Source organism: Clostridium vitabionis (genome assembly GCF_015351765.1).
GTDB lineage: Bacteria > Bacillota > Clostridia > Lachnospirales > Lachnospiraceae > Clostridium_R > Clostridium_R vitabionis.
In genome coordinates this window covers 360722-384116 of sequence record NZ_JADKQA010000002.1, presented here as the reverse complement: position 1 = coordinate 384116, position 23395 = coordinate 360722, and the positions used below count along the sequence as shown (strand labels likewise).

The window sequence follows — 23395 nt, the reverse complement described above, 5'->3', positions numbered from 1 at the left end:
GGTCTTATGAATCAATTCCGATTTATTCACAATTATTCCTCTGATAAGTTGACCATCTCCGCCTGCTTTCCATAATTTTCCAACAGCCATCTCTGACATTCCCTGGAGCTGGTAAAGTACTCCACATCCACCTGCGGGCAGTAGGACTGATTGGCCTGAAATCTCTCCAGACTCCCCGGAGTTACCTGCCCGGGTTCCCACTTTTCCACATAATAGCTTCTTTGGCGGATATTCGCATAATTCAGAATAAAAGTGAAACTGCTGGCATCCATCGCAAAAGCCTTGTGGATTCCCGCATATAGATCTGCTTTTCCTCTGGATATAACCGGAACACTGACTCCATCTGCATTGATATCCATATCTGCCGGTCCGGCGACAAAGACAGTGACATTTTCTCCTCTTTGGAAATGTTCCGCCGCCAGCTGTGCAGTCATCTTCGAATTATCGCCGTCACTGAAATTCTGTAAGAAGAACGCCGTCAGTAGATTCATGTGCTCGATCATGAACCTGCCGGCACGAAATCCGGTATATATCGTCGTGTACTGCTCAGACTTTTCATCGCTGACTGGTTCGCTCTCTGTTTCACTGGAAAAATAGGGAATGTGAACCATCCCGGAAATACGCCTGAACTTCGTCCTCTCGAATTCGTCACTGCTGATGTCGATGTTCTGATCCGTAAAAATCAGCTGTCTCGCCAGGTCCAGGTTGTTGACATATTTTCTTATTTTGTCATTCTCGCCGGTGAAGTACGCTTCCGTACCTGACGGAACAACCAGGCTGATCTCCGCTTCCGGGTCACGTTCCCGGATTGCTTTCAGCTTTTCCCTGATCAGCGGAACTGCGCCTCTTGTCACTGTCCCGGTCAGAACGTTGATGTTCTTCTTATCCGGAGACATGCGCTCCGCCTCTCTGTGAATCTGATTATAGTGATAAATCTCCTCCTCATTTTTCAGCTCGGAAACATCCTTCTTGAGAAGTTCATGCCGCTCCTGGTATGCCTGCCGGGAAACCGTCTGCCACTCCTCTGTGGTGGCAACGGGATTCCAGTAAACCTCCTTTCGGGCCTGCTCCCACAGCTGTACGCCCTCCCGGGAATGGCACATCGCCCCCGTAAACGCAGCATTCCCAGCCCAGGCTTTAATGCGTTCAGGCTCATCGGAAAAAACAACAAACCGTTTATTTGTCTTCCTGATCCACTCTGCGGCTCTCGCGTTCTTCTGATAATCACACTCATAAAAAAGGGCAATCTGGTACTGGCTGATGATCTCTTCCGTCACATCATCCTCGTGGACTTCATGGCTGGTCAGATTAGCCGCCAGAAATTGTTCCTTGAGGACCGTCAGCTTTTCAGGTACATCTTGTCCGTCAGTGTAAATCAGCAGAATGTCCATGCAGTACTTGACCGCATCCACATCCCGCTTCGAATTCTGCTCCACGCGGATCGCCGGCTTCGGATTAATAACGTCCTCGTAGGCATCGCAGACAATCTTGGCGTCGCCCTGCATGCGGATTCTTCCGCCATCCAGCCAGATCACACGGTTGCACATCTCCCTGATCTGCGGAAGACTGTGGGAGACGAAGAGAACCGTCGTCCCGCCGCCCATGAGTTCCAGCATTTTCCTCTTGCTCTTCTTCTGAAAGGATTCATCGCCGACGGCCAGAATCTCGTCGACAATAAGAATCTCGGGATTGATGATCGTCGCGATGGAGAAAGCGAGCCGCATCATCATTCCGGAAGAATAGTTGCGGATCGGCTCGTGAATGAAATCGCCCAGCTCCGAAAATTTCAGGATATCCTCATAGTTCTTATCGATGAGCTCCTTGCTGTATCCCAGGATCGCGCCATTCAGATAGATATTTTCGCGTCCGCTCAACTCGAAGTCGAATCCGGAACCCAATTCAAGCATGGGAACGACATTGCCGCCCAGGGTGACTTTTCCCCTCGTCGGCGCCAGAACACCGGCAATAATTTTCAACAGGGTGCTTTTTCCTGCTCCATTCCGCCCCACGATGCCGACAATTTCTCCCTTGTGAACTTCGAAATTCAAATCCTGAAATACCCAGAAATCATTGAATTTCAGTTTTCCATTCAGAGAAGTAATGACAAATTCCTTGAGACTCTGGACCTTATCGCTGGCAAGCCTGAACCGCATCGACAGGTCCTCAGCCTTGATCATGATCTTATTCTGATCCATCCGTTTATCCTCTACTCATAAATACAGGGCGAAGTTTTTCTCATGCCTGTGGAAGACGATCCATCCGAAAATCAGGAAAATCAGGGCAAACAGTGCGCACATGCCATACTGCCCGATCCCCGGGGAGATGCCGCTGATGGTGATCATTCGGAACGCCTTGAGGAAATAGTACATCGGGTTGATCTTGAAAATGAAGGAAAATTTCGCCGGCACAATGGACTCAGGATAGAAAATCGGCGTCGCGTACATCCACATCAGGCTGACGATGCTCCACAGAAACTGGGTGTCCCGGAAATAGACCATGCTGGTTGCCAGGAACAGAGACATTCCCACACAGAAAATAATCAGCAGAATATAAATAAGCGGTATGCACAGGTAAGCCTTCGTTATCCGTGAACCCGTAAAAATAATGGTCAGAAGCAGTGGGATCGTCGAGATCAGCATGTTGACCGCGGACGAGAGCACCCGGGATACCGGATAGATGTACCTCGGAACGGACACCTTCTCAATCAGGGAAGCATTGCCCGTGATGGAGCCCAATCCGTTGCCGACAGATTCCGTGAAGAAGTTGAACAGAACTGTCGCGCTGAGCAGGTATACCGGGAAGTTCTCAATGCCCGAGCGGAATATTGTCGAGAACAGAATGTACTGAATGATCATCGTGAGCAGTGGGTTGAGAAAACTCCAGAAAAAGCCGAGGGCAGACCTCTTATATTTTGTCTTGAATTCCCGGGCTACCAGCTGATTCATCAGGAAACGGTACCGGTGAAATTCTTTGATGATGTTCCCCAGGACTGTGCTATGGCCGTGATTGAGCCGGCAATAATTATAAAACCAGACAGCAATCAGCAGGCAGAGTATGATCCCGCTGAACATGTAAAATTTATGTAATTTGCCGACATCGTAACCGCCATAGATGGACATGGCAAGGGCCATATCCGTCTCCGTGCCATCGATCGTCAGCTTTCCCTCATAGGGCGGTTCCTTCGAGGTGTACAGCGTCGCGCTGTTGTTTTCTGTGCTCCCGGTATCAGTAATCGTCAGCGTGTAATTACCACTGGCGGAATGAAGCGGCTTATCCACCGCGAATGAGTAGATGGCATTGTCCCGGAATTTGCCGGCTTTCACTTTACCCTGCGCAATTATTCCGCCCTGATCATCGGTGACGGTCATGGTGATTGTACCGGAATTCTTCCTGCCATAGGAAGCTGTAATAAATTCCAGCTTATAGAGATACTGTCCATCGTAGTGAAAGTTCTGCCGAAATTCCCTGTTCTCAGAGATTTCTCCAATGGGAGCATCCGTGTTCTCATTAATCAGGTCCACATCGTTATAGCGGATCTTCTCATAGGAAGAAAAGAAAAAGATCAAAAACAGGGCGGCAAAGGCCAGTATAAATTTTGCAAGATTACGCAATTGAAAGAATTGTTTATCCATTGCTACTCATTTTCTCCATCGATGTCTGTATTGAAAAGCATGGCAGAATAGGTCAAAGGGAAATATTCTGCGCAGAACCCGCGTAGCGATCGTATGAGCCGGAAGAAATCTCCATTTTCTCTTTCCCGGTTCCAATAATTCCGCATTGGCCCTCCAGTAGATCTTCCGGTATGGATGATCACATGGCAAAAACCACGGTCGATTATACAATTCCCGCAGATAATGAACAATGATCGGATGCTTCAATGCTTTTTTGCGGTCATCTTCCGGATAATAATCCCAGCATCCATATAACCTGGCCATCTGGTCCGCAGAGTAATAGATCAGGCCTGACATGAGATTATATTCCGGCGGTAATGCCCGGATCCTTCCGGACAGGATGGCATTCAGAACGCCCTCACTCTGTCCCGGTGGATTTCCCTTATTCTTCCGGATAAGCTGCAGGCTCTTCCTGGAACATCCGTCTTCCCTCCATCGGTCGATATCAAATAATACCACACCGTCACAGAAATAGGGAATCTCTGCTGGAAGACCCATCCTCTTCCGGAATTCTTCCGGATAAGGCATCTTCACTGCTGCCGCAATGCACTCTCCCAGATTCATCGAAAATAATTTATCTAATTTACCACAGATTACCGTATCGCTGTCGAGATAAAGGACACGGCCGCCGGCGTAGATCTGATCGATGAATAATTTCGCATAAATTGACCTCGCATGAAAAGCATCAGTCTGAAATGCGGCGTCAGGAAAGAATCCATTTAAATCGATCAGACGGATATCTTTGTGCCAGACCTGAAATTGACGATAAACCCGCGCCTGATCTTCTTTGGTAAAATGATCACCGGCAATTGTGATCTGTGCGTCCGGATTATGCCGAAGCAGTGTTTCCGCCGACACCAGAGTCTGTGTGAGATAATTTCCATCACAGGCGTAGAAAATTTCCTTCGTCTTACTGATCATCTTGCTGTCAGCTCCTGATATCCTCTGTCGATCCGTCGGAAATACTTGTGATAATTCTCCATCTTTTCCGAGATTTCCTGCGACTGCCTGGAGGCTCTGCTCCATTCATCCTTATTCTGGAGCAGTTCTGTAATCCGGTTTTCTATCTCCTCATCCTGGTCAAAGAGAATCTGATCCGCAGCGTGATAAATGTTCAGCGTGCCCGAAGTTTTCGTCGTCACCACCGGAATAGAAAGGGAAGCCGCCTCAATGCAAACCAGACCAAATCCTTCAAATTTTGAGGTCATGCACAAAACTTTCGTTTTTTTCAAATAGGCAAGAGGATTGTTCACAAAGCCCTTCATGGCAATGTTCCCGCTTAATCCCCTCTTATGAATCTCAAGTGCACACTCTCTTTTCAGATTTCCATCGCCAAGCATAATTGCCTGAATATGAAATTGTCCGCTCCTTTTCAGATGATCAATAATTCGGATAAAACGGAGAGGATCCTTCTGCTCTTCCAGCCGGCCGATGAACAAAACATCCGATGGCTCGCCTCCCTCCTGCTCTGCCGCCCTTTCACGGATTTCTTCCGTGCTGACCGGATTGCCTATAACCCGGATTTTATCGCGGCAGACAGGGTAAAAAGCCAGCTTTTTCATATGGACAGGAGTGACAAGGTACAGCCTTTGAATGTTCTTTAAAGCCACCGAATATGTCAGCGTCTTCACATTTTTATGATACACCCACGGAGGATCATAATGGAGCTGGGAAATCACCGGCACAGTTCTTCCCGCCGCCAGTGCCGCATAGACGCTGGCTGTAAAGTCATGGGCATGAATAACATCGGGGTGAAACCGGTCAATCACCATCCGCAGTGTCATCAGATTATATGGCCGAAGAAGAATAAAGGGAATATGTTCCCTTGTCAGGACTTTCCGGATTGGCCCCTCGGATGCCACATACAAAAAATCATACTGATCCGAAAGATTCCGGATAATCTCACAGACGACATTCTCTGCACCGGAATAGATCTCCGATTTTAACAGGTGAAGCACTCGCTTTTTCCGCATAGACAGCCCTCATGCATTATGAAAAGACATCCAATATTCGTAGATTCCGGCCATTCTTGGGATGATATGCCGCTGCGAATATTTTTCTGCCTTATTTTGATTATAATACCCCATCGTGTCAGCAAGTGCTGTCTTTGCCCGGATTCTTCGGACATATCTGGCATATTCCTCTACATCTTTCCGTGCAGCGCGATATCCGCCCTTTCCCTGATCAATCAATTCAGAACTGCCACGGATATCGGAACATACAGCGGGCAGTCCGCACGCCATTGCTTCCATAAGGGCCGCCGGCATTCCCTCCTGCAGTGAAGGAAATGCAAAGACATCGGATGCCCGATAGATATCATAGAGATCGTCCCGATAGCCGAGGAAGCGGACCCGATCCTGAACTCCGAGTTCCATCGCGAGTCTTTTCAGTTCCTGGTCCAATTCTCCGTGACCGCAGATCAGCAGAATTGACCGTTTTTCTTCAATTTTTTCTGATTTCTTCAATAACTTCATCATTTGGAGAAGCACAGCCTGATTCTTGCGGGGAATCAGTTCTCCGGCAGTTACAATCACAAAGGCGTCTTCCGGGATATGCATCTGCTGCCTTTTGACTGCCGATGAAATGATATTTTCCGGATTCCGTCTTCCCTCACCGTCATAGCGCGCAGCTACCTCAGCACTCTCCTCATTAGCGCCGGCTGTGCCGCGAATCTTCTCAATATCAATCCCCACCCCCGGCACATAGTCCACTCTCCTGCAGTGGAAGTGCTTTTTCGCGAAGGCATAATCTTCCTTGTTAATGCAGATCTGTTCGCAGGTGAGGAAGGACAGCAGCCATTCCATGGTGCCGTAGATGAACCACATGTGCAGCGGTGCGCCCTGATAGAAATGGAACCCGTGGGCCGTGTAGATGACCGGCGCCGTGTGGGTCGCCCTGGCGGCGAGGCGGGTCAGCGCCGCGCTCATGGGGTTGTGGCAGTGGACAAGGGCAAAATCGTGTTCTTCCATCAGCCGGCGGAGCTGGCCATAGGCGCGGATGTTCTTAAGGCTGTAGGGCGTGCGGACAAAATCCACCTGATGGCAGATAATCCCCGTCCCCTCGAGGCGGCGGTTGTCGTCCCCGTAGGACGGGTTGTGGAAGTTCGAGGCATAGTGGACCTCGCAGCCCATCTCCTGCAGGAGGCGGACATTGTTCATCTCAAATTGCGGGACAAAGCCGCTCACATGGCTGACAATCAAGACTTTTCTCATGTATTCTGTCCTCTGGTCTCCTCCGGGAGGTCATCCTTGCAGGTTCTCTCTCCGCGGACCTTCTCCTCGGTGTACATCGGGGAATCCTCGGAGATGCCTTCGGAGGCTTCCTTGATGAACATAATCTTCGGTGTCAGGACGATGAGCTTTAAGTCCAGCAGCATCGAGTAGTTCCGGATATAGGTGAGGTCCAGCTTCAGCTTGTCGTAGAAGGAGGTACTGTACTTTCCGTAGACCTGGGCGTAGCCGGTGAGGCCGGCCTTGACCTTCAAACGGTAGCGGAATTCCGGGATCTGCTTCTCAATCTCGGCGGCGATCTCCGGCCGCTCGGGCCGGGGCCCGACCAGGGACATTTCCCCCCGGAGAATATTGATTAACTGGGGAAGCTCGTCCAGGCGGACACTGCGGAGAACGCGGCCCACTGGCAGGATGCGCGGGTCGTTCTCGGTGGAGAGCTGGGGGCCGCCGATCTTCTCGGCGTCCACCACCATGGTCCGGAATTTCAGGATGTCAAAGACCTTTCCGTCCTTGGTCAGCCTCTTCTGCCGGTAGAACACCGGCCCATGGTCGGTCAGATGAATACAAAGTCCGGCGATCAGGAAGATCGGGGAGGTCAGGATGAGGCCGATCAGCGAGAGGATGATATCCATCAGGCGCTTTACGAATTCCTCCTCCACCTGCAGGCCGTTGTTCCTGGAGAGCAGCAGCGGAGAATCAAAGAGATTGAAATCCGTGGAGCTCCTGAGCAGGATGTCGGAAATCTTCGGCACGCTGTAGGTGCGGACACCCAGGGCGAAACAGTCCTTGATCATGCGGTTTCTCTCATGGGACGGGATATCGCCCACGATCACCGCGTCATACTGCGGCGCGATCTCGGACATCTTATCCCAGACATTCCGGTAATGTTCCCGGGCAATGATCTGGTACTTGTCCTCCCGCGAGTTCATCTTCTCCATCAGATGGTAATCATAATGGTCCCCGCAGACCAGAAGCATTTTCCTGGGTGGAAAGATGCGGCGGTAAATGCGGGAGAAGAGGTAAGTCAGCAGGCAGGTCAGGAACACACTGATGCCGAAATTCACCAGCAGGGGAATCGGCGTGGTGAACCGCTTGTCCTGCACCGTGATCTGGAAATAAGTCACAAAGTCTGTGGCGATGAGGGAAATGATCTGGGAGTAGATCAGATTGCCCCGCTCCAGGACGCCGATTTTAAACCCGCCGTAAATGTAGTTAAAAAAGATCAGCAGAACCGTGTAGATGAAGATCATCATCCAGTTGCCCCGGCGCCAGAAGGGGGCCCAGATGATCTTGTTGTAATAATTGATCCAGATATAGCCGTAGACCGCGCTCATGGTGAACACCAGCACGGCGGCAAAGCCAATCTTGATCAGGCGTTTGTATTTTTCAAAATGGTTCATCGATCCGACCATCCTCTGATTTGCTGCGGAAATACAAGGATAAGTATAGCATCGAATGGAAGGGGGTTCAACCGGCGGGGATTTGAGAAAATATGAGCAAAAACTTAAGATTTTGGTATCTGGGTCAGCACCCCGTAGAAAGATATGGAATTTGCCCGGGAACTCGCTCACCGGACAAATATTACTGGCTTTCTACGGGGCGGGCAAGCGGCGCAGCCGCTCTGCCCGCCCACAGCCCGAATTGCGGTGTACTTTACCACAATTCGGGCTGGAAGGGTGCTGACCTGATTATTCGTACGGAGCCCCTGCTCGCCGCCCCTGCATGCAGAAAAATCCCGGAAACGGCAAAAATATCTATCTTCCACCATTTCCGGGATTCCCATTCTCTATATTGATGTCAGTGAAGATTCAAATTACTTCTTCATCTGCGCGGCAACTTCCTCCGCGAAGTTCTCGCTCTTCTTCTCCAGGCCCTCGCCGGTCTCGAAGCGGACGAAGCCCTTCACCTTGATCTTCGTGCCGTTCTCCTTGGCTACCTGGTCAACGTACTTCTGTACGGACTGCTTGCCGTCCTCAGCCTTGACATAGACCTGGTCAACAAGGCAGATTTCCTTGAGTTCCTTGTTGATTCTTCCCTGTACCATGCCGCTGATGATCTTGTCGTTGGCATCCGGCTTCTCGTTCTTCGCGGCCGCGGTGATGATCTCGGTCTCGTGCGCGAGGTAATCCTGGTCAACCTCGGAGCGGTCGGTATACTTCGGCTTGAGGGCAGCTACCTGCATGGCAACATTCTTGCCCATCTCCAGGACCGCGTCATTGACAACGCCTGTCTCGAGGTCAACGAGAACGCCGATCTTGCCGTCCGCGTGGATGTAGGAGACAACAACGCCGTTCGGCTCGTCGATCTGCTTGAAGCGGCGGATGTGCATGTTCTCGCCGATGATGGAGATCTCGCGGGAAAGAGCCTCGGCAACGGTCTCGGTCGGATCCTGTGCCCACTTCTCCGCCAGGAAAGCGTCGATGTCCGGAGCGGAGGTGGTCAGTGCCTGGGCAGCTACGTCAGCAACATAGCTTCTGAACTTCTCGTTCTTCGCAACGAAGTCGGTCTCGGCATTGACCTCTACGACAACGCCCTTCTTGCCGTCCTCGGAGATCTTGGTTGCGCAGATGCCCTCTGCGGCGATTCTTCCGGCCTTCTTCTCTGCGCCGGCAAGTCCCTTCTCTCTCAGGAACTCAATTGCCTTGTCGAAATCACCGTCGGTCTCGGTCAGTGCCTTCTTGCAGGCCATCATGCCGGCACCGGTCATATCACGTAATTCCTTTACCTGCTTAGCTGTAATTGCCATGGTAATCTCCCTTCTTAATGGTTATCCCAGTTCTCTTCTCAAAGAGTGCCGGGTCTGCGAAACCGCCGATCCGGCACCTGATGATCTGTTATTCTCCCAGGAAATCTCAGGCCTCAGCCGGAGCTTCCTCTGCCTCGCCGGCAGCAGCTGCTTCTGCCTCGCCCTGCTTTGCCTCAACGATCGCGTCAGCCATCTTGGAGACGATCAGGCGGACAGCGCGGATGGCGTCGTCATTGCCCGGGATGACATAGTCGAGCTCATCCGGATCGCAGTTGGTATCGCAGATGCCGAACAGGGTGATGCCCAGCTTCTGTGCTTCCTCAACGCAGATTCTCTCCTTCTTCGGGTCAACAACGAAGATGGCATCCGGGATGTGCTTCATATCCTTGATACCGCCAAGGTTCTTCTCCAGCTTGTCCCACTCCTTCTTAAGGCCAGCAACTTCCTTCTTCGGCAGTACGTCGAAGGTGCCGTCGTTGGACATCTGCTCGATCTCCTTGAGTCTTGCGATACGGCTCTGGATGGTCTTGAAGTTGGTCAGCATGCCGCCGAGCCATCTTTCATTGACATAGTACATGCCGCATCTCTCAGCCTCGTTCTTTACGGTATCCTGAGCCTGCTTCTTCGTGCCGACAAAGAGAACAGTGCCGCCGTCAGCAGCGATCTGGCCCATGGCCTTGTAGGCATCGTCGATCATGCCGACCGTCTTCTGCAGGTCGATGATGTGGATGCCGTTTCTCTCGGTGTAGATGTACTGGCCCATCTTGGGGTTCCATCTTCTGGTCTGGTGGCCGAAGTGAACACCGGCTTCAAGTAACTGCTTCATAGAAATGACGCTCATGTTTTTTCCTCCATGTTTGGTTTTTCTTCCGCCGTCTTCTTTTGCTCCCGCGGGGACCCTGATCGGGCACCGGCCTGTGGGATCCGCCCGGCGTGAATTTTCGTCAACTTTGATATATTACCATGGGCTGAGATAAAGTACAAGCACTTTTCCGCGCCCTGCGGCACTTTTTGCTGCTGTCCAGCACATGCCGGAAGAGCGCCCTCACATCGGCTGCCCGCGGACAGCTTTGCGGGCTTCCCCGGCATGTGGCAGGCGCCACAGTCGTTCGGCGGCCGGTTTCCCCACGGGAGGCAGTTACCCCGCTGTCCGGCGCTTTCCGCTCCCGAGCGCCCTCGCCGCGTTGATCACGCAGAGGATCATGACACCGACATCGCCGAAGACGGCCATATACATATTGGCCAGGCCGAACGCCGCGAGGACGAGGATCAGCACCTTCACCCCGATGGCAAAGGCGATATTCTGCCGGGCGATGCCAAGGGTTCTTCTTGCGATGCGGCAGGCAGCTGCCACCTTGTCCGGCTTGTCGTCCATGAGGACGACGTCCGCCGCCTCGATTGCCGCGTCCGATCCCATGGCGCCCATGGCGATGCCCACATCAGCGCGGGAGAGCACCGGGGCATCGTTGATGCCGTCGCCGACGAAGACAAGGGTCTTCTCATGATCCTTTTCCCGGAGAAGCTGTTCCACCGCGCTGACCTTGTCCGCCGGGAGGAGTTCCGCGCGGTACTCCTCGATCCCGAGCTTTCCCGCAACCTCAGCGGCCACCTTTTCCCGGTCGCCGGTCAGCATTACCGTCCGGCGGATGCCGAGTTCCCGAAGCTCCCGGATCGCCTTCGCCGATTCCGGCTTCACGACATCGGAGATATGGATATGCCCGATATAGGTTCCGTCCATCGCCACATGGATGATCGTCCCCGGGGTCTCACAGCGGCTCCATTTTGCCCCGATATCGTCCATCATTTTCGCGTTGCCGACGCAGACCACATGCCCGTTGACCGACGCGCGGACGCCCCGGCCGGCGATCTCCTCAACATTTTCCACGGTGCAGCCGTCATCCTCTTTGCCGAAGGCAGTTCTCAGGGACATGGCAATCGGATGGCTGGAATAGCGCTCCACGTGGGCGGCCAGATGGAGCAGCTCGTGCTCGTCAATCGCCTCCGGATGAAGGTCAGTCACCTGGAAGACTCCCCGGGTCAGTGTGCCGGTCTTGTCGAAGACCACGGTGTCCGCCTTGGCGAGGGCGTCAAGATAATTGGACCCCTTGACCAGGATTCCCCGCTTTGAGGCCCCGCCGATGCCGCCGAAGAAGGTCAGCGGCACGGAGATCACGAGGGCGCACGGGCAGGAGACCACCAGGAAGGTCAGCGCGCGGGTAAGCCAGATGGCAAAGTTCATCCGGAAATTCCCGGACAGGAGCGGCGGGAGGAAGGCCAGCGCGATCGCCGAGAAGACGACGGCCGGGGTGTACACCCGCGCGAAGCGAGTGATAAACTTCTCGCTCCTTGCCTTGTTCTCCCCGGCGTTCTTCACCATGTCGAGGATTTTCGACGCGGTGGATTCGCCGAACCCCTTGGTCACCCTGACCCGGAGCACGCCGCTCAGATTGACACACCCGGAGAGGATGTCATCCCCCGCCCCGACGTCTCTGGGCTCGCTTTCCCCGGTCAGCGCCACGGTATTGAGGCTGGAGGTTCCCTCGATGACCCGGCCGTCCATCGGCACCTTTTCGCCCGGGCGGATCACCACGGTCTCGCCGACGCTGACCTCATCCGGGTCTACAGTGGCAATCCTGCCGCCGCGCTCCACATGCGCGGTATCCGGCCGGATGTCGATCAGCTGGGAGATCGACCGCTCCGAATTGCCCTCGGCGATCCCCTCAACGAGCTCCCCGACCTGGAAGAACAGCATGACGAACACAGCCTCGGTAAATTCCGGTTCGGTTCCCGGGAGGAACCCGATGGCGAGGGCGCCGATGGTGGCGACGCACATCAGGAAATCCTCATCGAAAAGCTGGCCATGGCCGATATTTTCCACTGCCTCCCTGAGGACGTCAAAGCCCGCGGCAAAATACGGCACAAGGTAGATCAGAAGCCGCTTTCCCATGGAAAGTCCCGGGAAATGCCGGTCGATCGCGACGGCTGCCAGAAGAAGCGCCGCGGCGATGCCGATCTGGATCCCCTTCTGCCGGGGAGACATCTCATCCTCGTCCTCATCTTCCTCCTCTTCTATGTCGCGGGAAAGATCTCTTTTCTCTTCCATTATCCTATCTCCTCTCGTCTGGTAAGGGGGCGGCGCCGGGCGGGCCGGTATCCGCGCTTTGGATTTTATATATGAGCAACCATTCATATATTAGTCCAATATAGGACTGCTGTCAATATCAATACCAATTATTCCAATCCTCGGACTGGCGCTGGAACAGCGCTAAATGGCGTCAGGGGCAGTGCATTTTTCGTGCGCTGCCCCTGACTGGCTCTCTCGATTATTCTTACAATTATTCTTTGGTTTTCCCGGATTCCGTTTGTCCGCGGAGCGCTTCATACGCGCTGTCGCTGATCGCATGCGCAATCTGTCTCGCCTCCTCGGCAGCAGGATATTTTTCGCCGGTCATCCCGGTCAGCCACGGGCTTCAACCGCACTGATATTCTGCGTCCTTCTCTTTGCGTACGGATTCGGGCGGAAGATGAAATACAGCGCTGTCACGGTAACCGCGATGGCCACCGCCGTCCAGAAGGTGAACGGCCCGCCGGCAAAGATATTGCCGATCTGGTAGACAACCATGGCGAGGAAGTAACCGACGCCCATCTGGAAACCGAAGGTGATCCATCCCCACTTTCTGCTCGCCTGCTCACGGAAAGCAGTTGCGATGGCTACCATGCAGGGCGCATCAAAAATGTTGAACAGAAGGAAGCTCAGGCCGACCAGGGCACTGCCGCCGAACATAGAGCTGATCGCGGCGGCCATATCTGCCTCCTCCTCGCTTGCGGCATGAGCCAGCATGCCCAGAGTTGCAGTCGCCTGCTCCTTGGCGACCTCAGCGGAGACGGAAGCGACCGCACCCTGCCAGAAGCCGAAGCCCAGGGGCTTGAACAGCCAGGCGAGAACCTCGCCGATATAGCGGAGAAGAGACTCGTCGATATTATCCTCAAGGAAAGTGAATGTACCGTTTGTGAAGCCGAAATGCATCAGGAACCAGATCACAACGCACATCGTGAAAATGATCGTCCCCGCTTTAATGATGAACGCTTTCGCCCTCTCCCACACATGGATCAGGACACCCTTCACGGTTGGAACGTGATAAGCGGGAAGCTCCATAACGAACGGTGCCGGATCCCCGGAGAAGTATTTCGTCTTCTTGAGGGCAATGCCGGCAAATACGACAATCGCCAGGCCAAGGAAGTACATCGCCGGCGCGACCCAGGCATTTCCCGGGAAGCACACGAGGGCCATCATGGCGACGATCTCCATCTTCGCGCCGCAGGGCATGAAGGTGGAAAGCATAATCGTCATCCGGCGGTCTTTCTCCTGCTCAATCGTGCGGGAGGCCATGATCGCCGGGACGCCGCAGCCGGTGCCGATCAGCATCGGGATAAAGGATTTTCCGGAGAGGCCGAAGCGGCGGAAGATCCGGTCCATGATGAAGGCAACACGGGCCATATAGCCGGAATCCTCAAGGATGGACAGGCAGAGGAACAGGAGGATCATCTGCGGAACAAAGCCGAGCACGGTGCCGACACCGCCGATGATCCCATCGACAATCAGGCTCTCCAGCGGGGCAGCACAGCCGACAGCCTCCAGGGCATTGGTCGCCCAGTTGGTGATCCAGTCGCCGAACAGGGTGTCATTCGTCCAGTCGGTGAGCGTCGAACCGAGTGTGGTCACAGAGATGTAGTAGACTGCCCACATGATGACGGCGAAAATCGGCAGTGCGGCGATCCGGTTGGTCACCACCTTGTCAATCCGGTCGGAGGTCGTGAGGTGCCCGACCTCGTGCTTCTTCTTCACCGCCTCCTTCACCACGGACTGGATGTAGGTGTAGCGTTGGTTAGTGATGATGCTCTCGGAATCATCGTCCATCTCCTTCTCACAATCCCTGATGTGGGTCTCGATATGTTCGAGGACGGCCGGATCAAGCGCAAGCCCCTCAGTTGCCTTGGTATCGCGCTCGAAGAGCTTCACCGCGTACCAGCGCAGCTGCGCCTCCGGGACGATATCCTGGATCGATTCCTCAATGTGGGCAATCGCGTGCTCCACACTCCCGGTGAAGACATGGGGCAGCTCCGCTGCCTTTCCCTGTTCCGCCGCCCTGATCGCGAGCTCTGCCGCCTGCTTCGTATTCTGGCTGTGCAGGGCGCTGATCTCTATCGTCTCACAGCCCAGCTTCTCCCCGATCTTCCGGGAATCAATCCGGTCGCCGTTCTTCCGGACAATGTCCATCATGTTGAAGGCGATCACGACCGGAATACCGATCTCAACCAGCTGGGTGGTCAGGTAGAGGTTCCTCTCAATATTTGTCCCATCGACGATGTTCAGGATGACGTCCGGCTTCTCCTTGACCAGGTAATTTCTGGAGACCACCTCCTCCAGGGTGTACGGGCTCAGAGAGTAGATTCCCGGAAGATCCTGGACAATGATATCGCGGTGGCCAGTCAGGCGGCCTTCCTTCTTTTCTACCGTAACGCCCGGCCAGTTGCCGACGTACTGGGTGCTGCCGGTCAGGTCATTAAAGAGCGTCGTCTTGCCGCAGTTCGGATTTCCTGCGAGCGCAATCTTGATTGCCATAATGCAATTCCTCTTTTCTGTACATTTCGTACTGTTCTCTTTTTTGAGATCATTTCTCGCCATTGAGATCTTTGAAATTGAGATTTTTGAAATCGATAGCTTAAGTATTGAATTCTTTACCGTCGGGGTTCCTCAAATGCGGCCGAGAAGATTGAGAGCTTTACAGCCGCCGTGCTCCCGAAGTTCCGGATTACTCGCTCATCTCCAGAATATCCGCGTCCTCCTTCCGGAGGGACAGCTCATATCCGCGGACGGTCACCTCGACCGGGTCGCCGAGCGGCGCGACCTTGCGGACGCGGATTTCTGTCCCCTTGGTGATGCCCATATCCATAATCCTGCGCTTCAGTGCTCCGCTGCCGTGAATCTTGACGACTGTCGCCGCCTGTCCGATCGGTACATCGCGTAATGTTCTCATGCCATCCTCCTCTTTATAAACGTCTATATCAAAAGTTAGTTTTAACTAACTTTTGGTCATAAAAATTGCCCGCGTCTTGGGCTTACATGGTCACCATAACCTTCTCGGCCATCTTTGCCGTAATCGCGAGCCTGGAATCCCTGAGTTTCACAATAACATTGCCATTGCCCGGCGCGGACACGATCTCCACCTCGGAGCCGACGACAAATCCGAGATCCTGCAGATGCTGCCGGACATCGTCGGTCCCACCGATCCGGGAAACCATCACCCTCTCGCCTGATTTTGCCATGGACAGCGGAAGCATGCCGATCCCTCCCTTCAAAAGTCATAAGTGTTTAACTTATGGTCTCTGTGTTTATTCTGGCTGATTTAAATTATATACAACTAATTCCAGAAGTTAAGTCTAACTTGATTGAGAGGTTTTGTCAACTATGCCTGATAAATTTTCCTTCGATTCGAGGACTCTGCCGCTGTCAGGGAATTTTCCACAGGGTCGTGTGCGCAGGTCATGATGTACAACATCATGTCGTGTTTTTCGTCATTATCAACAATTTTCCTTCGTATTCCCGCGAAAAATGAGAATATATGGCAGCGGATTTCGATATTTTTTATAGTAAAGCTGACAGAAAACCTTGTATCTTGAGGGAGGTATAGTATGAAGAAACACATTGCACTCGGGATGGCCCTGCTCCTCGGCGCAGGCAGTGTGACCGCCTGCGGAGGTTCAAAGGCTGCGCAGACTGCCGCACCGGAGACAACCGTGGCCGAGACGGAATCGGCGGCAGCCGAGACCGCGGCTCCGGAAACGTTCCACGGGGAGGAGGTCTGGCTTCCTTATGATGAGAACCTGGAAAAGAAGAAAACTGACCGTGACGCCACCGGGAAAAATGGTGCCGTGGCAAGCTGCTCCTGGTACGCTTCCAAGGCCGGCCTTGATGTTCTCCAGAACGGCGGAAATGCCTTCGACGCGGCGGCAGCGGTCGGCTACACCCTCGGGGTTGTGGAGCCGTATTTCTCCGGCCTCGGCGGCGGCGGTTTCATGACCCTCTATGACGCAAAAACGAAGAAGGTCTCCGTCATCGACTTCCGGGAGACCGCGCCGGCAGCGGCCACCGCGGATATGTTCCTGGACGAATCCGGCCAGCCGAAGAATTACACCCCGGAGGGGGCGGACGCGACAGCGGCGGCTCCGGCGTCCCAGTACGGCGGCGCGTCGGTTGCCGTTCCCGGCGAGGTAGCAGGCCTCGAATACCTGCTCGAGCACTACGGCTCAGGGGTAGACCGCAAGGACATTTTCCAGGACGCCATCGACCTCGCCAATGACGGCTATGTGGTCACGGCAACCTTCAAGGAGGAGCTCGACGAGAGCTACAACCTGATCAACGCGATGCCGGAGATCGCCGGGATCTATCTGAATGACGGCCTTCCCCGCAAGGTGGGCGACCATGTGAAGAATCCGGATCTCGCGAAGACGCTGGAAAATATCCGCGACAACGGCAAGGACGCCTTCTATACCGGCGATAACGCGCAGAAGATTGTCGATGCCGTGCAGAAGTACGGCGGCGTCCTGACAGCATCCGACCTCGAGAATTATACGGTGAAGGAGCGTGAGCCTGTCGAGGGTTCCTACCAGGGATATACGATCTATTCTCTCCCGCCGGCATCCTCGGGCGGCACGCATCTCTGCGAGATTCTGAACATCCTGGAAAATGCGGACATGAAGTCTCTTGAGGTGAATTCCCCGGAATATGTCCACATGTTCTCCGAGGCGTTCAAGATTGCCTTCGCGGACCGGGCAAAGTACATGGCGGACACCGATTTTGCCGATGTCCCGCTGAAGGAGCTGACCAGCAAGGAGTACGCGAAGTGGCGCTACAGCCAGATTGACCCGGAGAAGAGCGGAACCTATGAGGCTGTTCCGTCGGAGGAGCTGGAGCATTATGCCACCACCTCGTTCTCTGTAGTTGACAAGGACGGCAACATGGTGGCCTGCACCCAGACCGTCAATTACGGCTTCGGCTCCAAAATCGTTCCCGAGGGAACCGGCTTCTGCCTGAATGACGAGATGGATGACTTCGCCTGCGATGATCCTTCCAGCACAAACTGTGTTGAAGGCGGAAAGCGGCCGCTCTCTTCCATGAGCCCGTCGATCGTCCTCTATCCGGACGGCACGCCGTTTATGACCATCGGCACACCGGGCGCGACACGCATTTTCCCGACCATCGCCCAGGTGGTGCAGAAGATGATCGATTACGACATGCCGATCCAGGATGCGATCGACTGCGCGAGGATTTATGACAATTCCAAAAATAACATCAATTACGAGTCCGACGGGGTGAACCCGGTGACGGCGGAGACCGCCCAGAAGCTCCAGGCGATGGGGCATGAGGTCACGGACAAGGGCGCATGGCAGCTGTTCTTCGGCGGCGTCCAGGGAATCTCCATTGATAAGGACGGCACGCTGCACGGCGGCGCTGACCCGCGCCGGGACGGCAAGGCACTGGCGTACTGATCAACGGGCAGCCAAGACGCCGGGCAGCTTATCGCGGAATAGCATAATCAAACCGGCACACGCTTAAAGCGTAAAATTTGCGGGGCTCTGCTTCCGGCTTTTGGCCGGGGCAGGGCCCCGTTGTTCTTCTCTGCACCGCTTCCTTCTGACCAGGGAATTGCATTCTTATCAACTGATTTGCTCAGTTGATGGCGATCCGGTCATCCTTTTCAAATGCCGACGGGCTGTAATATCTTGCCGTTACCTTTCCGTCCGCATCTGTCTCATCGCTGAAATGCTTCAGATAATCCCAGAGCATCGGCATCTCTTCATGCTGGCAGTTGTGTGCGCGGTACATATTCTCCGTCAATTTTACGATTGGAACCTCGATTCCGTCAAATGTCTTGTTCCATGTCCAGGTATGATAACGGTCATGATTTCCACTGATTTCAGCATTGCTTCCATCCCCCAGATCCAATCCGTTAACCTTCATATGGTAAGCAGCCCAGCCATCAAGATTATTGTCAATGTCGTCCCAGAGCGTTCCTTCCAGCATGGCGACATCACCCTGTCCATAGAGCAGATAGACCGGAATGGATTCATTTGCCGGTGCAAATGTCTTAGGATCCCCAATAGCATCCAATTTTATCGTATTGTCATTCCCATATTCCAAAATTGCCGCGGCATTGTTCCCGCCATTCGGGCAGCCGGATGTTGACGCGACAGCCGCGAAAAACTCCGGAAATACCATGGCCATAGACTGGGAGTTAAAGCTTCCCGCCGACTGGCCCGTCGCGTAGAAACGGGTCGGGTCAAGATGGTAGTCGCTGTTGTTCAGAAGCTCGCTGCGAAGCTGCTCATAAAATTGCCATGTATTTTTATGGCTGACTGCATAAGAGCGGTCATTATACTGCTCGCAGACGATTGCCAAAGAAAATCCTTCCTCCTCTGCAACTTTCCACCAACTCGTCGCGTCCATAAACACACGGTTAGTCTGGCTGTCACCCGGGAAAACAAATAGCATCGGTGCACCGTCCGGATACTTTTCTTTTGAAGTAGACGGGGTATACACCGTATATTCCCGGTCTTCGCCATCCACCTCGATATTCTTGTATTCAAGCTTCCCCGGCGCATTGGTATCCGCGCGCAGAACCAGCTGATTCGCATACGGCGTGATATTCTCATATCGGGAATAGTGATTAAGGAAAGTTTCTATCTGCTCGGTGGTATCCGCTGAAACGATTTCCGGTTCTTCTTCTTTGACCGCTACTTCGGAGATATTTCCAAAGTATTCTGTCTGCCACGCATCGGAATCTGCACTCTGCTTAAAAATGGTTCCCTGTTTGTCATCAGGAGTTCCTTCAGCCGTACAGTCATTGACCATTTTCCAGTAAGAGAGGCTGTCCGCAATCTTGGCCGTATCGGACTGAATATACCAGGTCGGCAGGGCAATATCCTTGTTCGTCAGCTTTGTGAATCCGTCCGGAAAAACAACATCATTGTACTTGCCTGCCTTGCCTTCATACGGCACATCGGCAATGCTATTGAAATAGGATGATGCAAGCCCGTTCGTATTGACATAAACCTGGCTGATAACCCGCGTAGGATTAGCTGCCGCCCACGCCTCGAGAGCCGGCGCACCTGAGCCATACCCGACGAGATAATGCTCTCCGAAGACACTGAAGAACGTATTTCCACTATAAAATCCGATTGCCTCCGTGAGATAATCCTTCTCCTCATCTGCGGAACCCCAGCCATTTTCGCCAGGTTCCAGAAGGATCAGTCCCTCAGCGCGGTCATCTGCGACTGCCTGCCAACCGCTATTTTTCAGAAATTCCTTTGTATCCTGCCCGTCCGGAACAGTGATCACGGTAAAATATGGCCGGATCGGAGCTTCCCGGGCGATATAGATTTTCATCGTCCTTCCATCCTCGAATGCCTTGGTCATATAACCAGTCAAGGGAAGACGATTGGCTTTTGTGTAATTGTGCTCCGGCACCGGGGCGGTATCCAGATCAACCATTTTTTCCAGAGGATCCGCCGCCTCTGCCGCGGATTTCTGAGCCGCATAATCGGCAGCTTCCTTGTCTGCCACTGCCTTGGCTGCCTGTTTCATTGTATCACTTACCCCAGTCTCCTGAGCTGTTTCTGCCTCCGACGTTTCCTCATTGGCGGTCGTTTCCTCTGTTTTCACAGCGGTCTGGCCGCTGCCGCCGCACCCGGAAAGCAGAGATGCCGACATTACTGCTGCCGTGAATACTGCCAAAGTTTTCCTTCTCATTCCGTAGTTTTCCTCCGTTAATCATCCTCATCATCCGTCACTTCTGCGCATCAAAAATCTTCCGCAGCCACTCGGAGACGCTCTCCGCATATACCCGGTAGGTATAATCCATCGTCTTGTCGTAATGCTTGTACGTGCTCTCTTTCCCGGTGAATGTATAGGTGTCGCCGGCGCGAAGCGCACGCTGGTTTTCCCAGACGTCCGTGTACGGGTGGTCGAGATAGTTCCAGGCGACAACCTTGGTCACGGAATGGTCGGTCTCTCCCCAGTACTTGAATTTCCAGGACTGCAGCCCGGATGCCCGCACAAAGAGGTCGATCCATTCCTCATTCTTGCCGGCCTGGCGGTAGAGGTCCTTCATCACGTTAATCACATCCTGCTGCGCTGCCGGGTTGTCTCCGTCTGTCTCGCCGTTGAACATCCAGAGGGCGACGCCATTGTTGACCACGGCATTAACCTCGTCCGCCGTCCATTTTCGGAGGCTGCTGTTGGCCAGGGTGCCATCGATCGTGTCCGCTGAGGTCATCGCGCCGAAGTTGCCGTTGCACTCAATAAATGCCGCGACCAGGTCGGGGCGCTGCCGGATCAGGTCGGAGCAGATCAGTGTGCCCTGCGAATTGCCGACAACCGCGATTCGATCTTTGTCCGCGTTCCAGTTGCGGACCGCGTAGTCCAGCGCGCCGGCGATTTCCGCCGCGGAATTGGTGATCGGCGAGGAGTGGACGTTGACGCTCATGATAATGGCATCCGGGTACAGCTCATGCCACTTCGACATCATCGTGTCATAGACAACGTTACAGCCCAGATTGTTCGCCGGGGTCTCCGCGCCGCCGGTGGTCTCCCAATAGCACACTCCGCCGCCGCACTGATAATCGATGACCTCGTAAGGGGTCTCCCGGTTCGGGTCATAATTGTCCGGAAGCATCACATATACCGGCACCTCGCCTTTGCGGCCGAGCAGGGAGTATTTGTTGCACTGCCAGCCGATATCTACCATGCGCAGCTCGACATCCTCAAGGCCAGAGCAGATAGTTTCCGCCCAGACGGTATTGTCCAGCATTTTCCCGGCGCCGTCAGTCATCGCCACGCCGTCGCTTAACGCCTCACCGTTGGTGGCGAGGATCAGATCCATATTTTTCCGCCACTGCAGGCCCTTTTTCAGCGTATTCGGCTGAATCGTGATGCCGAGGGCGTCGGTGGAGGCCTCCGTTCCGTAATGGATCCCGCCCTTCTTGTCGATGTACCAGTTCGAGCTGGTGCAGAGTGTCCCGTAGGTTTCGCGGGTACGGTCTGTCACCTTGTCGGTATCAAGGTCTGCGGTCAGGGTGACGGTATTGCCCGAAACGCGGATGCCGTTGAGCTTCAATTTTCCAAATTCCGGATTGTTGAACCCGCGGTCGTAGACCGCGTAATCCTCCAGTTGAACACCGGAGAGGTCTGTCCCCTCCTGATAAGTGATGTCGATGGTAGATACCTTGTACCCGTAATAATTTGGCACTGTCGTCGCCTGAATCTTCGTGATCCTTCCGTCATCCGGGGCTGAATTGTCCGCAAGGGACACCATCGCCGCTGAACCGCTGAGCGCGGCGGACAGAAATACCACCGCTGATGCCCGGCACAAAGCCGGCTTGATACTTAAATTTTTCATCTGTTTTCCCCCTTCTGTCACCCACATTGGAAAATACTTCTCTGCGCACAGCCATTTTCCTATGGCACGCAGAATCGGCCGTCCCGGCGGATACGGTCAGCCTTTGTCTGAATATTGCCGGGTGATCTGCGTTTTGTGCATATATTACTTTATCATGTCATGATTTCCGGAAAAACTACCCATTTTTGTCATCTTAAAAATTGTCAATACATGGAAAACAAGCTGGAAAAAATGCGCACTTTCGAAAATATATTCATCGGGCTTTTCCGAGGGGGATGCACGCGCTGGCTGCCGGGTCAAATCCTGCACTGGAATCCGAACAATTTGCGAGAGAAAAATGCGAAAAAGTAGCTGTCCGAAGGCATTTCTTATAAACTCTGAAGTAAATGAAGAATAACATTTATCGAATACAAAAACAGCTTTTCTTCGCTGTGGCCGCCGCCGCGCTCCTGTCCGGATGCACCGGCCCGGCAAAAGGAGAATCCGCGGCTGCGGCGGACACTGTCTGGTTCCCGGCTGAGGCATCCACAGCATTCACGGAGGAAGCGGAAACTGAAACGCCTGCGGGAGCGTCCGCCGCTGCGGCGCCCACGGAAACAGTGTCCCGCGAGGATGCACTCCTCTCGGACACCTACGATCTCACCCGCGTAACCTTCACCGCGGAAGCTGCCGGCACCTCAATCTATATCGTCGGCGGCATCCACGGCAACGAGACCGCCGGCTGGAAGGCCGCAAATGCACTCGCGCGTGAGCTCTCCGATGGAACCCGGAAGCTTGCCCGGGGCAAGGTCTCCGTGGCCGCGCCGGTCAATGCGTGGGGCGCCGCGCACGACAAGCGGACGACCTATGGGAATGTCGATATCAACCGGAGTTTTCCGGGGGATCCCGCGGGAAATGACGGGGAGCAGATCGCCGCGGCGCTTTTTGACGACATCCGTGCGCAGCAGCCGGATCTCGTGCTGGATCTCCATGAGGCGCTTGTCCACACTGACGGCAGCGATTCCCTGGGAAACAGCATCATCTGCGGCAGCGATCAGGGCATCGAGGAGCTGTTTCTCGGCCTCCTCACCGCCTCCGACCGTGATCCGGATTTTCCCAAGCTGAACGTCTTCGGCTCTCCGCCTGCGGGGAGTATCAACCGCACGGCAGGCGATATTCTTCATCTTCCGGTCATCACCGTGGAGACCCGGCGGGAGGATGACCTTGAACAGCGCATTTACAGCCAGCTGCGCGTGATCGAATATATTCTCGCGTGGTATGGCATGTAAAGATAGACACTATTCATTTCTA

General features: G+C 54.0%; 16 protein-coding genes. 2 read left to right on the top strand and 14 right to left on the bottom strand.

What is annotated here, in order from left to right; all coding sequences use genetic code 11:
• Positions 1-32 precede the first annotated feature (32 nt).
• The 12 genes from ISF27_RS13520 to ISF27_RS06605 form a co-directional block, all read right to left on the bottom strand.
• Positions 33-2195 carry an ABC transporter ATP-binding protein gene (locus ISF27_RS13520; RefSeq protein ID WP_328701539.1) on the bottom strand — a complete coding sequence of 721 codons (2163 nt, stop codon included), beginning with the start codon at positions 2193-2195 and terminating at the stop codon, positions 33-35.
• Between the two features lie 15 nt (positions 2196-2210).
• Entirely contained in the window at positions 2211-3566 is a 1356-nt protein-coding gene (locus ISF27_RS06655; RefSeq protein WP_194610365.1) for an ABC transporter permease, read from the bottom strand.
• 72 nt (positions 3567-3638) lie between these two features.
• Complete coding sequence (locus ISF27_RS06650) at positions 3639-4592, bottom strand: glycosyltransferase family 8 protein (RefSeq protein WP_194610363.1); 954 nt, start codon at positions 4590-4592, stop codon at positions 3639-3641.
• On the bottom strand, positions 4589-5644 hold the full coding sequence (locus ISF27_RS06645; protein WP_194610361.1) for a glycosyltransferase: 1056 nt from the start codon (positions 5642-5644) through the stop codon (positions 4589-4591). The genes ISF27_RS06650 and ISF27_RS06645 overlap by 4 nt, the downstream gene beginning before the upstream one ends.
• A 9-nt stretch (positions 5645-5653) precedes the next feature.
• Positions 5654-6883, bottom strand: a complete 1230-nt coding sequence (locus ISF27_RS06640) for a glycosyltransferase (protein WP_194610360.1) — start codon at positions 6881-6883, stop codon at positions 5654-5656.
• Positions 6880-8301: a sugar transferase gene (locus ISF27_RS06635; protein ID WP_194610357.1), complete on the bottom strand. Its 1422-nt coding sequence runs from the start codon at positions 8299-8301 to the stop codon at positions 6880-6882. The genes ISF27_RS06640 and ISF27_RS06635 overlap by 4 nt, the downstream gene beginning before the upstream one ends.
• Positions 8302-8714: 413 nt before the next feature.
• A complete protein-coding gene (tsf, locus tag ISF27_RS06630; protein WP_194610355.1) occupies positions 8715-9647 on the bottom strand; it encodes a translation elongation factor Ts in 933 nt (310 codons plus the stop codon).
• Between the two features lie 106 nt (positions 9648-9753).
• Positions 9754-10488: a 30S ribosomal protein S2 gene (gene rpsB, locus ISF27_RS06625; RefSeq protein WP_194610353.1), complete on the bottom strand. Its 735-nt coding sequence runs from the start codon at positions 10486-10488 to the stop codon at positions 9754-9756.
• 297 nt (positions 10489-10785) lie between these two features.
• Positions 10786-12687: a heavy metal translocating P-type ATPase gene (locus ISF27_RS06620; protein ID WP_194610581.1), complete on the bottom strand. Its 1902-nt coding sequence runs from the start codon at positions 12685-12687 to the stop codon at positions 10786-10788.
• 417 nt (positions 12688-13104) lie between these two features.
• Positions 13105-15270, bottom strand: coding sequence for a ferrous iron transport protein B (feoB, locus tag ISF27_RS06615; protein WP_194610351.1), 2166 nt, complete (start codon positions 15268-15270; stop codon positions 13105-13107).
• 190 nt (positions 15271-15460) lie between these two features.
• The gene (locus ISF27_RS06610) at positions 15461-15685 is read right to left on the bottom strand and encodes a FeoA family protein (protein WP_194610349.1); all 225 of its coding nucleotides are present in this window, start codon (positions 15683-15685) and stop codon (positions 15461-15463) included.
• A gap of 82 nt (positions 15686-15767) precedes the next feature.
• The gene (locus ISF27_RS06605) at positions 15768-15974 is read right to left on the bottom strand and encodes a FeoA family protein (RefSeq protein ID WP_235986057.1); all 207 of its coding nucleotides are present in this window, start codon (positions 15972-15974) and stop codon (positions 15768-15770) included.
• 366 nt (positions 15975-16340) lie between these two features.
• Between ISF27_RS06605 and ggt the strand changes: the two genes are divergently transcribed.
• Positions 16341-18197, top strand: a complete 1857-nt coding sequence (gene ggt, locus ISF27_RS06600; protein ID WP_194610344.1) for a gamma-glutamyltransferase — start codon at positions 16341-16343, stop codon at positions 18195-18197.
• Between the two features lie 181 nt (positions 18198-18378).
• Here ggt and ISF27_RS06595 read toward each other — a convergent pair whose 3' ends face one another.
• Together ISF27_RS06595 and ISF27_RS06590 are read right to left on the bottom strand one after the other, a co-directional pair.
• The gene (locus ISF27_RS06595) at positions 18379-20457 is read right to left on the bottom strand and encodes a hypothetical protein (RefSeq protein ID WP_194610342.1); all 2079 of its coding nucleotides are present in this window, start codon (positions 20455-20457) and stop codon (positions 18379-18381) included.
• A 37-nt stretch (positions 20458-20494) separates the two neighbouring features.
• Positions 20495-22105: a hypothetical protein gene (locus tag ISF27_RS06590; RefSeq protein WP_194610340.1), complete on the bottom strand. Its 1611-nt coding sequence runs from the start codon at positions 22103-22105 to the stop codon at positions 20495-20497.
• A 386-nt stretch (positions 22106-22491) separates the two neighbouring features.
• Between ISF27_RS06590 and ISF27_RS06585 the strand changes: the two genes are divergently transcribed.
• Positions 22492-23373: a DUF2817 domain-containing protein gene (locus ISF27_RS06585; protein ID WP_194610337.1), complete on the top strand. Its 882-nt coding sequence runs from the start codon at positions 22492-22494 to the stop codon at positions 23371-23373.
• Positions 23374-23395 lie beyond the last annotated feature (22 nt).

Bases quoted from the DNA above. Each gene is read 5' to 3' on its own strand.
- ISF27_RS06645 (WP_194610361.1), bottom strand. From the start codon at position 5,644: ATGCGGAAAAAGCGAGTGCTTCACCTGTTAAAATCGGAGATCTATTCC.
- ggt (WP_194610344.1), top strand. From the start codon at position 16,341: ATGAAGAAACACATTGCACTCGGGATGGCCCTGCTCCTCGGCGCAGGC.
- ISF27_RS06605 (WP_235986057.1), bottom strand. From the start codon at position 15,974: ATGGCAAAATCAGGCGAGAGGGTGATGGTTTCCCGGATCGGTGGGACC.
- ISF27_RS06635 (WP_194610357.1), bottom strand. From the start codon at position 8,301: ATGAACCATTTTGAAAAATACAAACGCCTGATCAAGATTGGCTTTGCC.
- ISF27_RS06650 (WP_194610363.1), bottom strand. From the start codon at position 4,592: ATGATCAGTAAGACGAAGGAAATTTTCTACGCCTGTGATGGAAATTAT.
- feoB (WP_194610351.1), bottom strand. From the start codon at position 15,270: ATGGCAATCAAGATTGCGCTCGCAGGAAATCCGAACTGCGGCAAGACG.
- ISF27_RS13520 (WP_328701539.1), bottom strand. From the start codon at position 2,195: ATGGATCAGAATAAGATCATGATCAAGGCTGAGGACCTGTCGATGCGG.
- rpsB (WP_194610353.1), bottom strand. From the start codon at position 10,488: ATGAGCGTCATTTCTATGAAGCAGTTACTTGAAGCCGGTGTTCACTTC.
- tsf (WP_194610355.1), bottom strand. From the start codon at position 9,647: ATGGCAATTACAGCTAAGCAGGTAAAGGAATTACGTGATATGACCGGT.
- ISF27_RS06610 (WP_194610349.1), bottom strand. From the start codon at position 15,685: ATGAGAACATTACGCGATGTACCGATCGGACAGGCGGCGACAGTCGTC.
- ISF27_RS06585 (WP_194610337.1), top strand. From the start codon at position 22,492: ATGAAGAATAACATTTATCGAATACAAAAACAGCTTTTCTTCGCTGTG.
- ISF27_RS06595 (WP_194610342.1), bottom strand. From the start codon at position 20,457: ATGAGAAGGAAAACTTTGGCAGTATTCACGGCAGCAGTAATGTCGGCA.
- ISF27_RS06640 (WP_194610360.1), bottom strand. From the start codon at position 6,883: ATGAGAAAAGTCTTGATTGTCAGCCATGTGAGCGGCTTTGTCCCGCAA.
- ISF27_RS06620 (WP_194610581.1), bottom strand. From the start codon at position 12,687: ATGTCTCCCCGGCAGAAGGGGATCCAGATCGGCATCGCCGCGGCGCTT.
- ISF27_RS06590 (WP_194610340.1), bottom strand. From the start codon at position 22,105: ATGAAAAATTTAAGTATCAAGCCGGCTTTGTGCCGGGCATCAGCGGTG.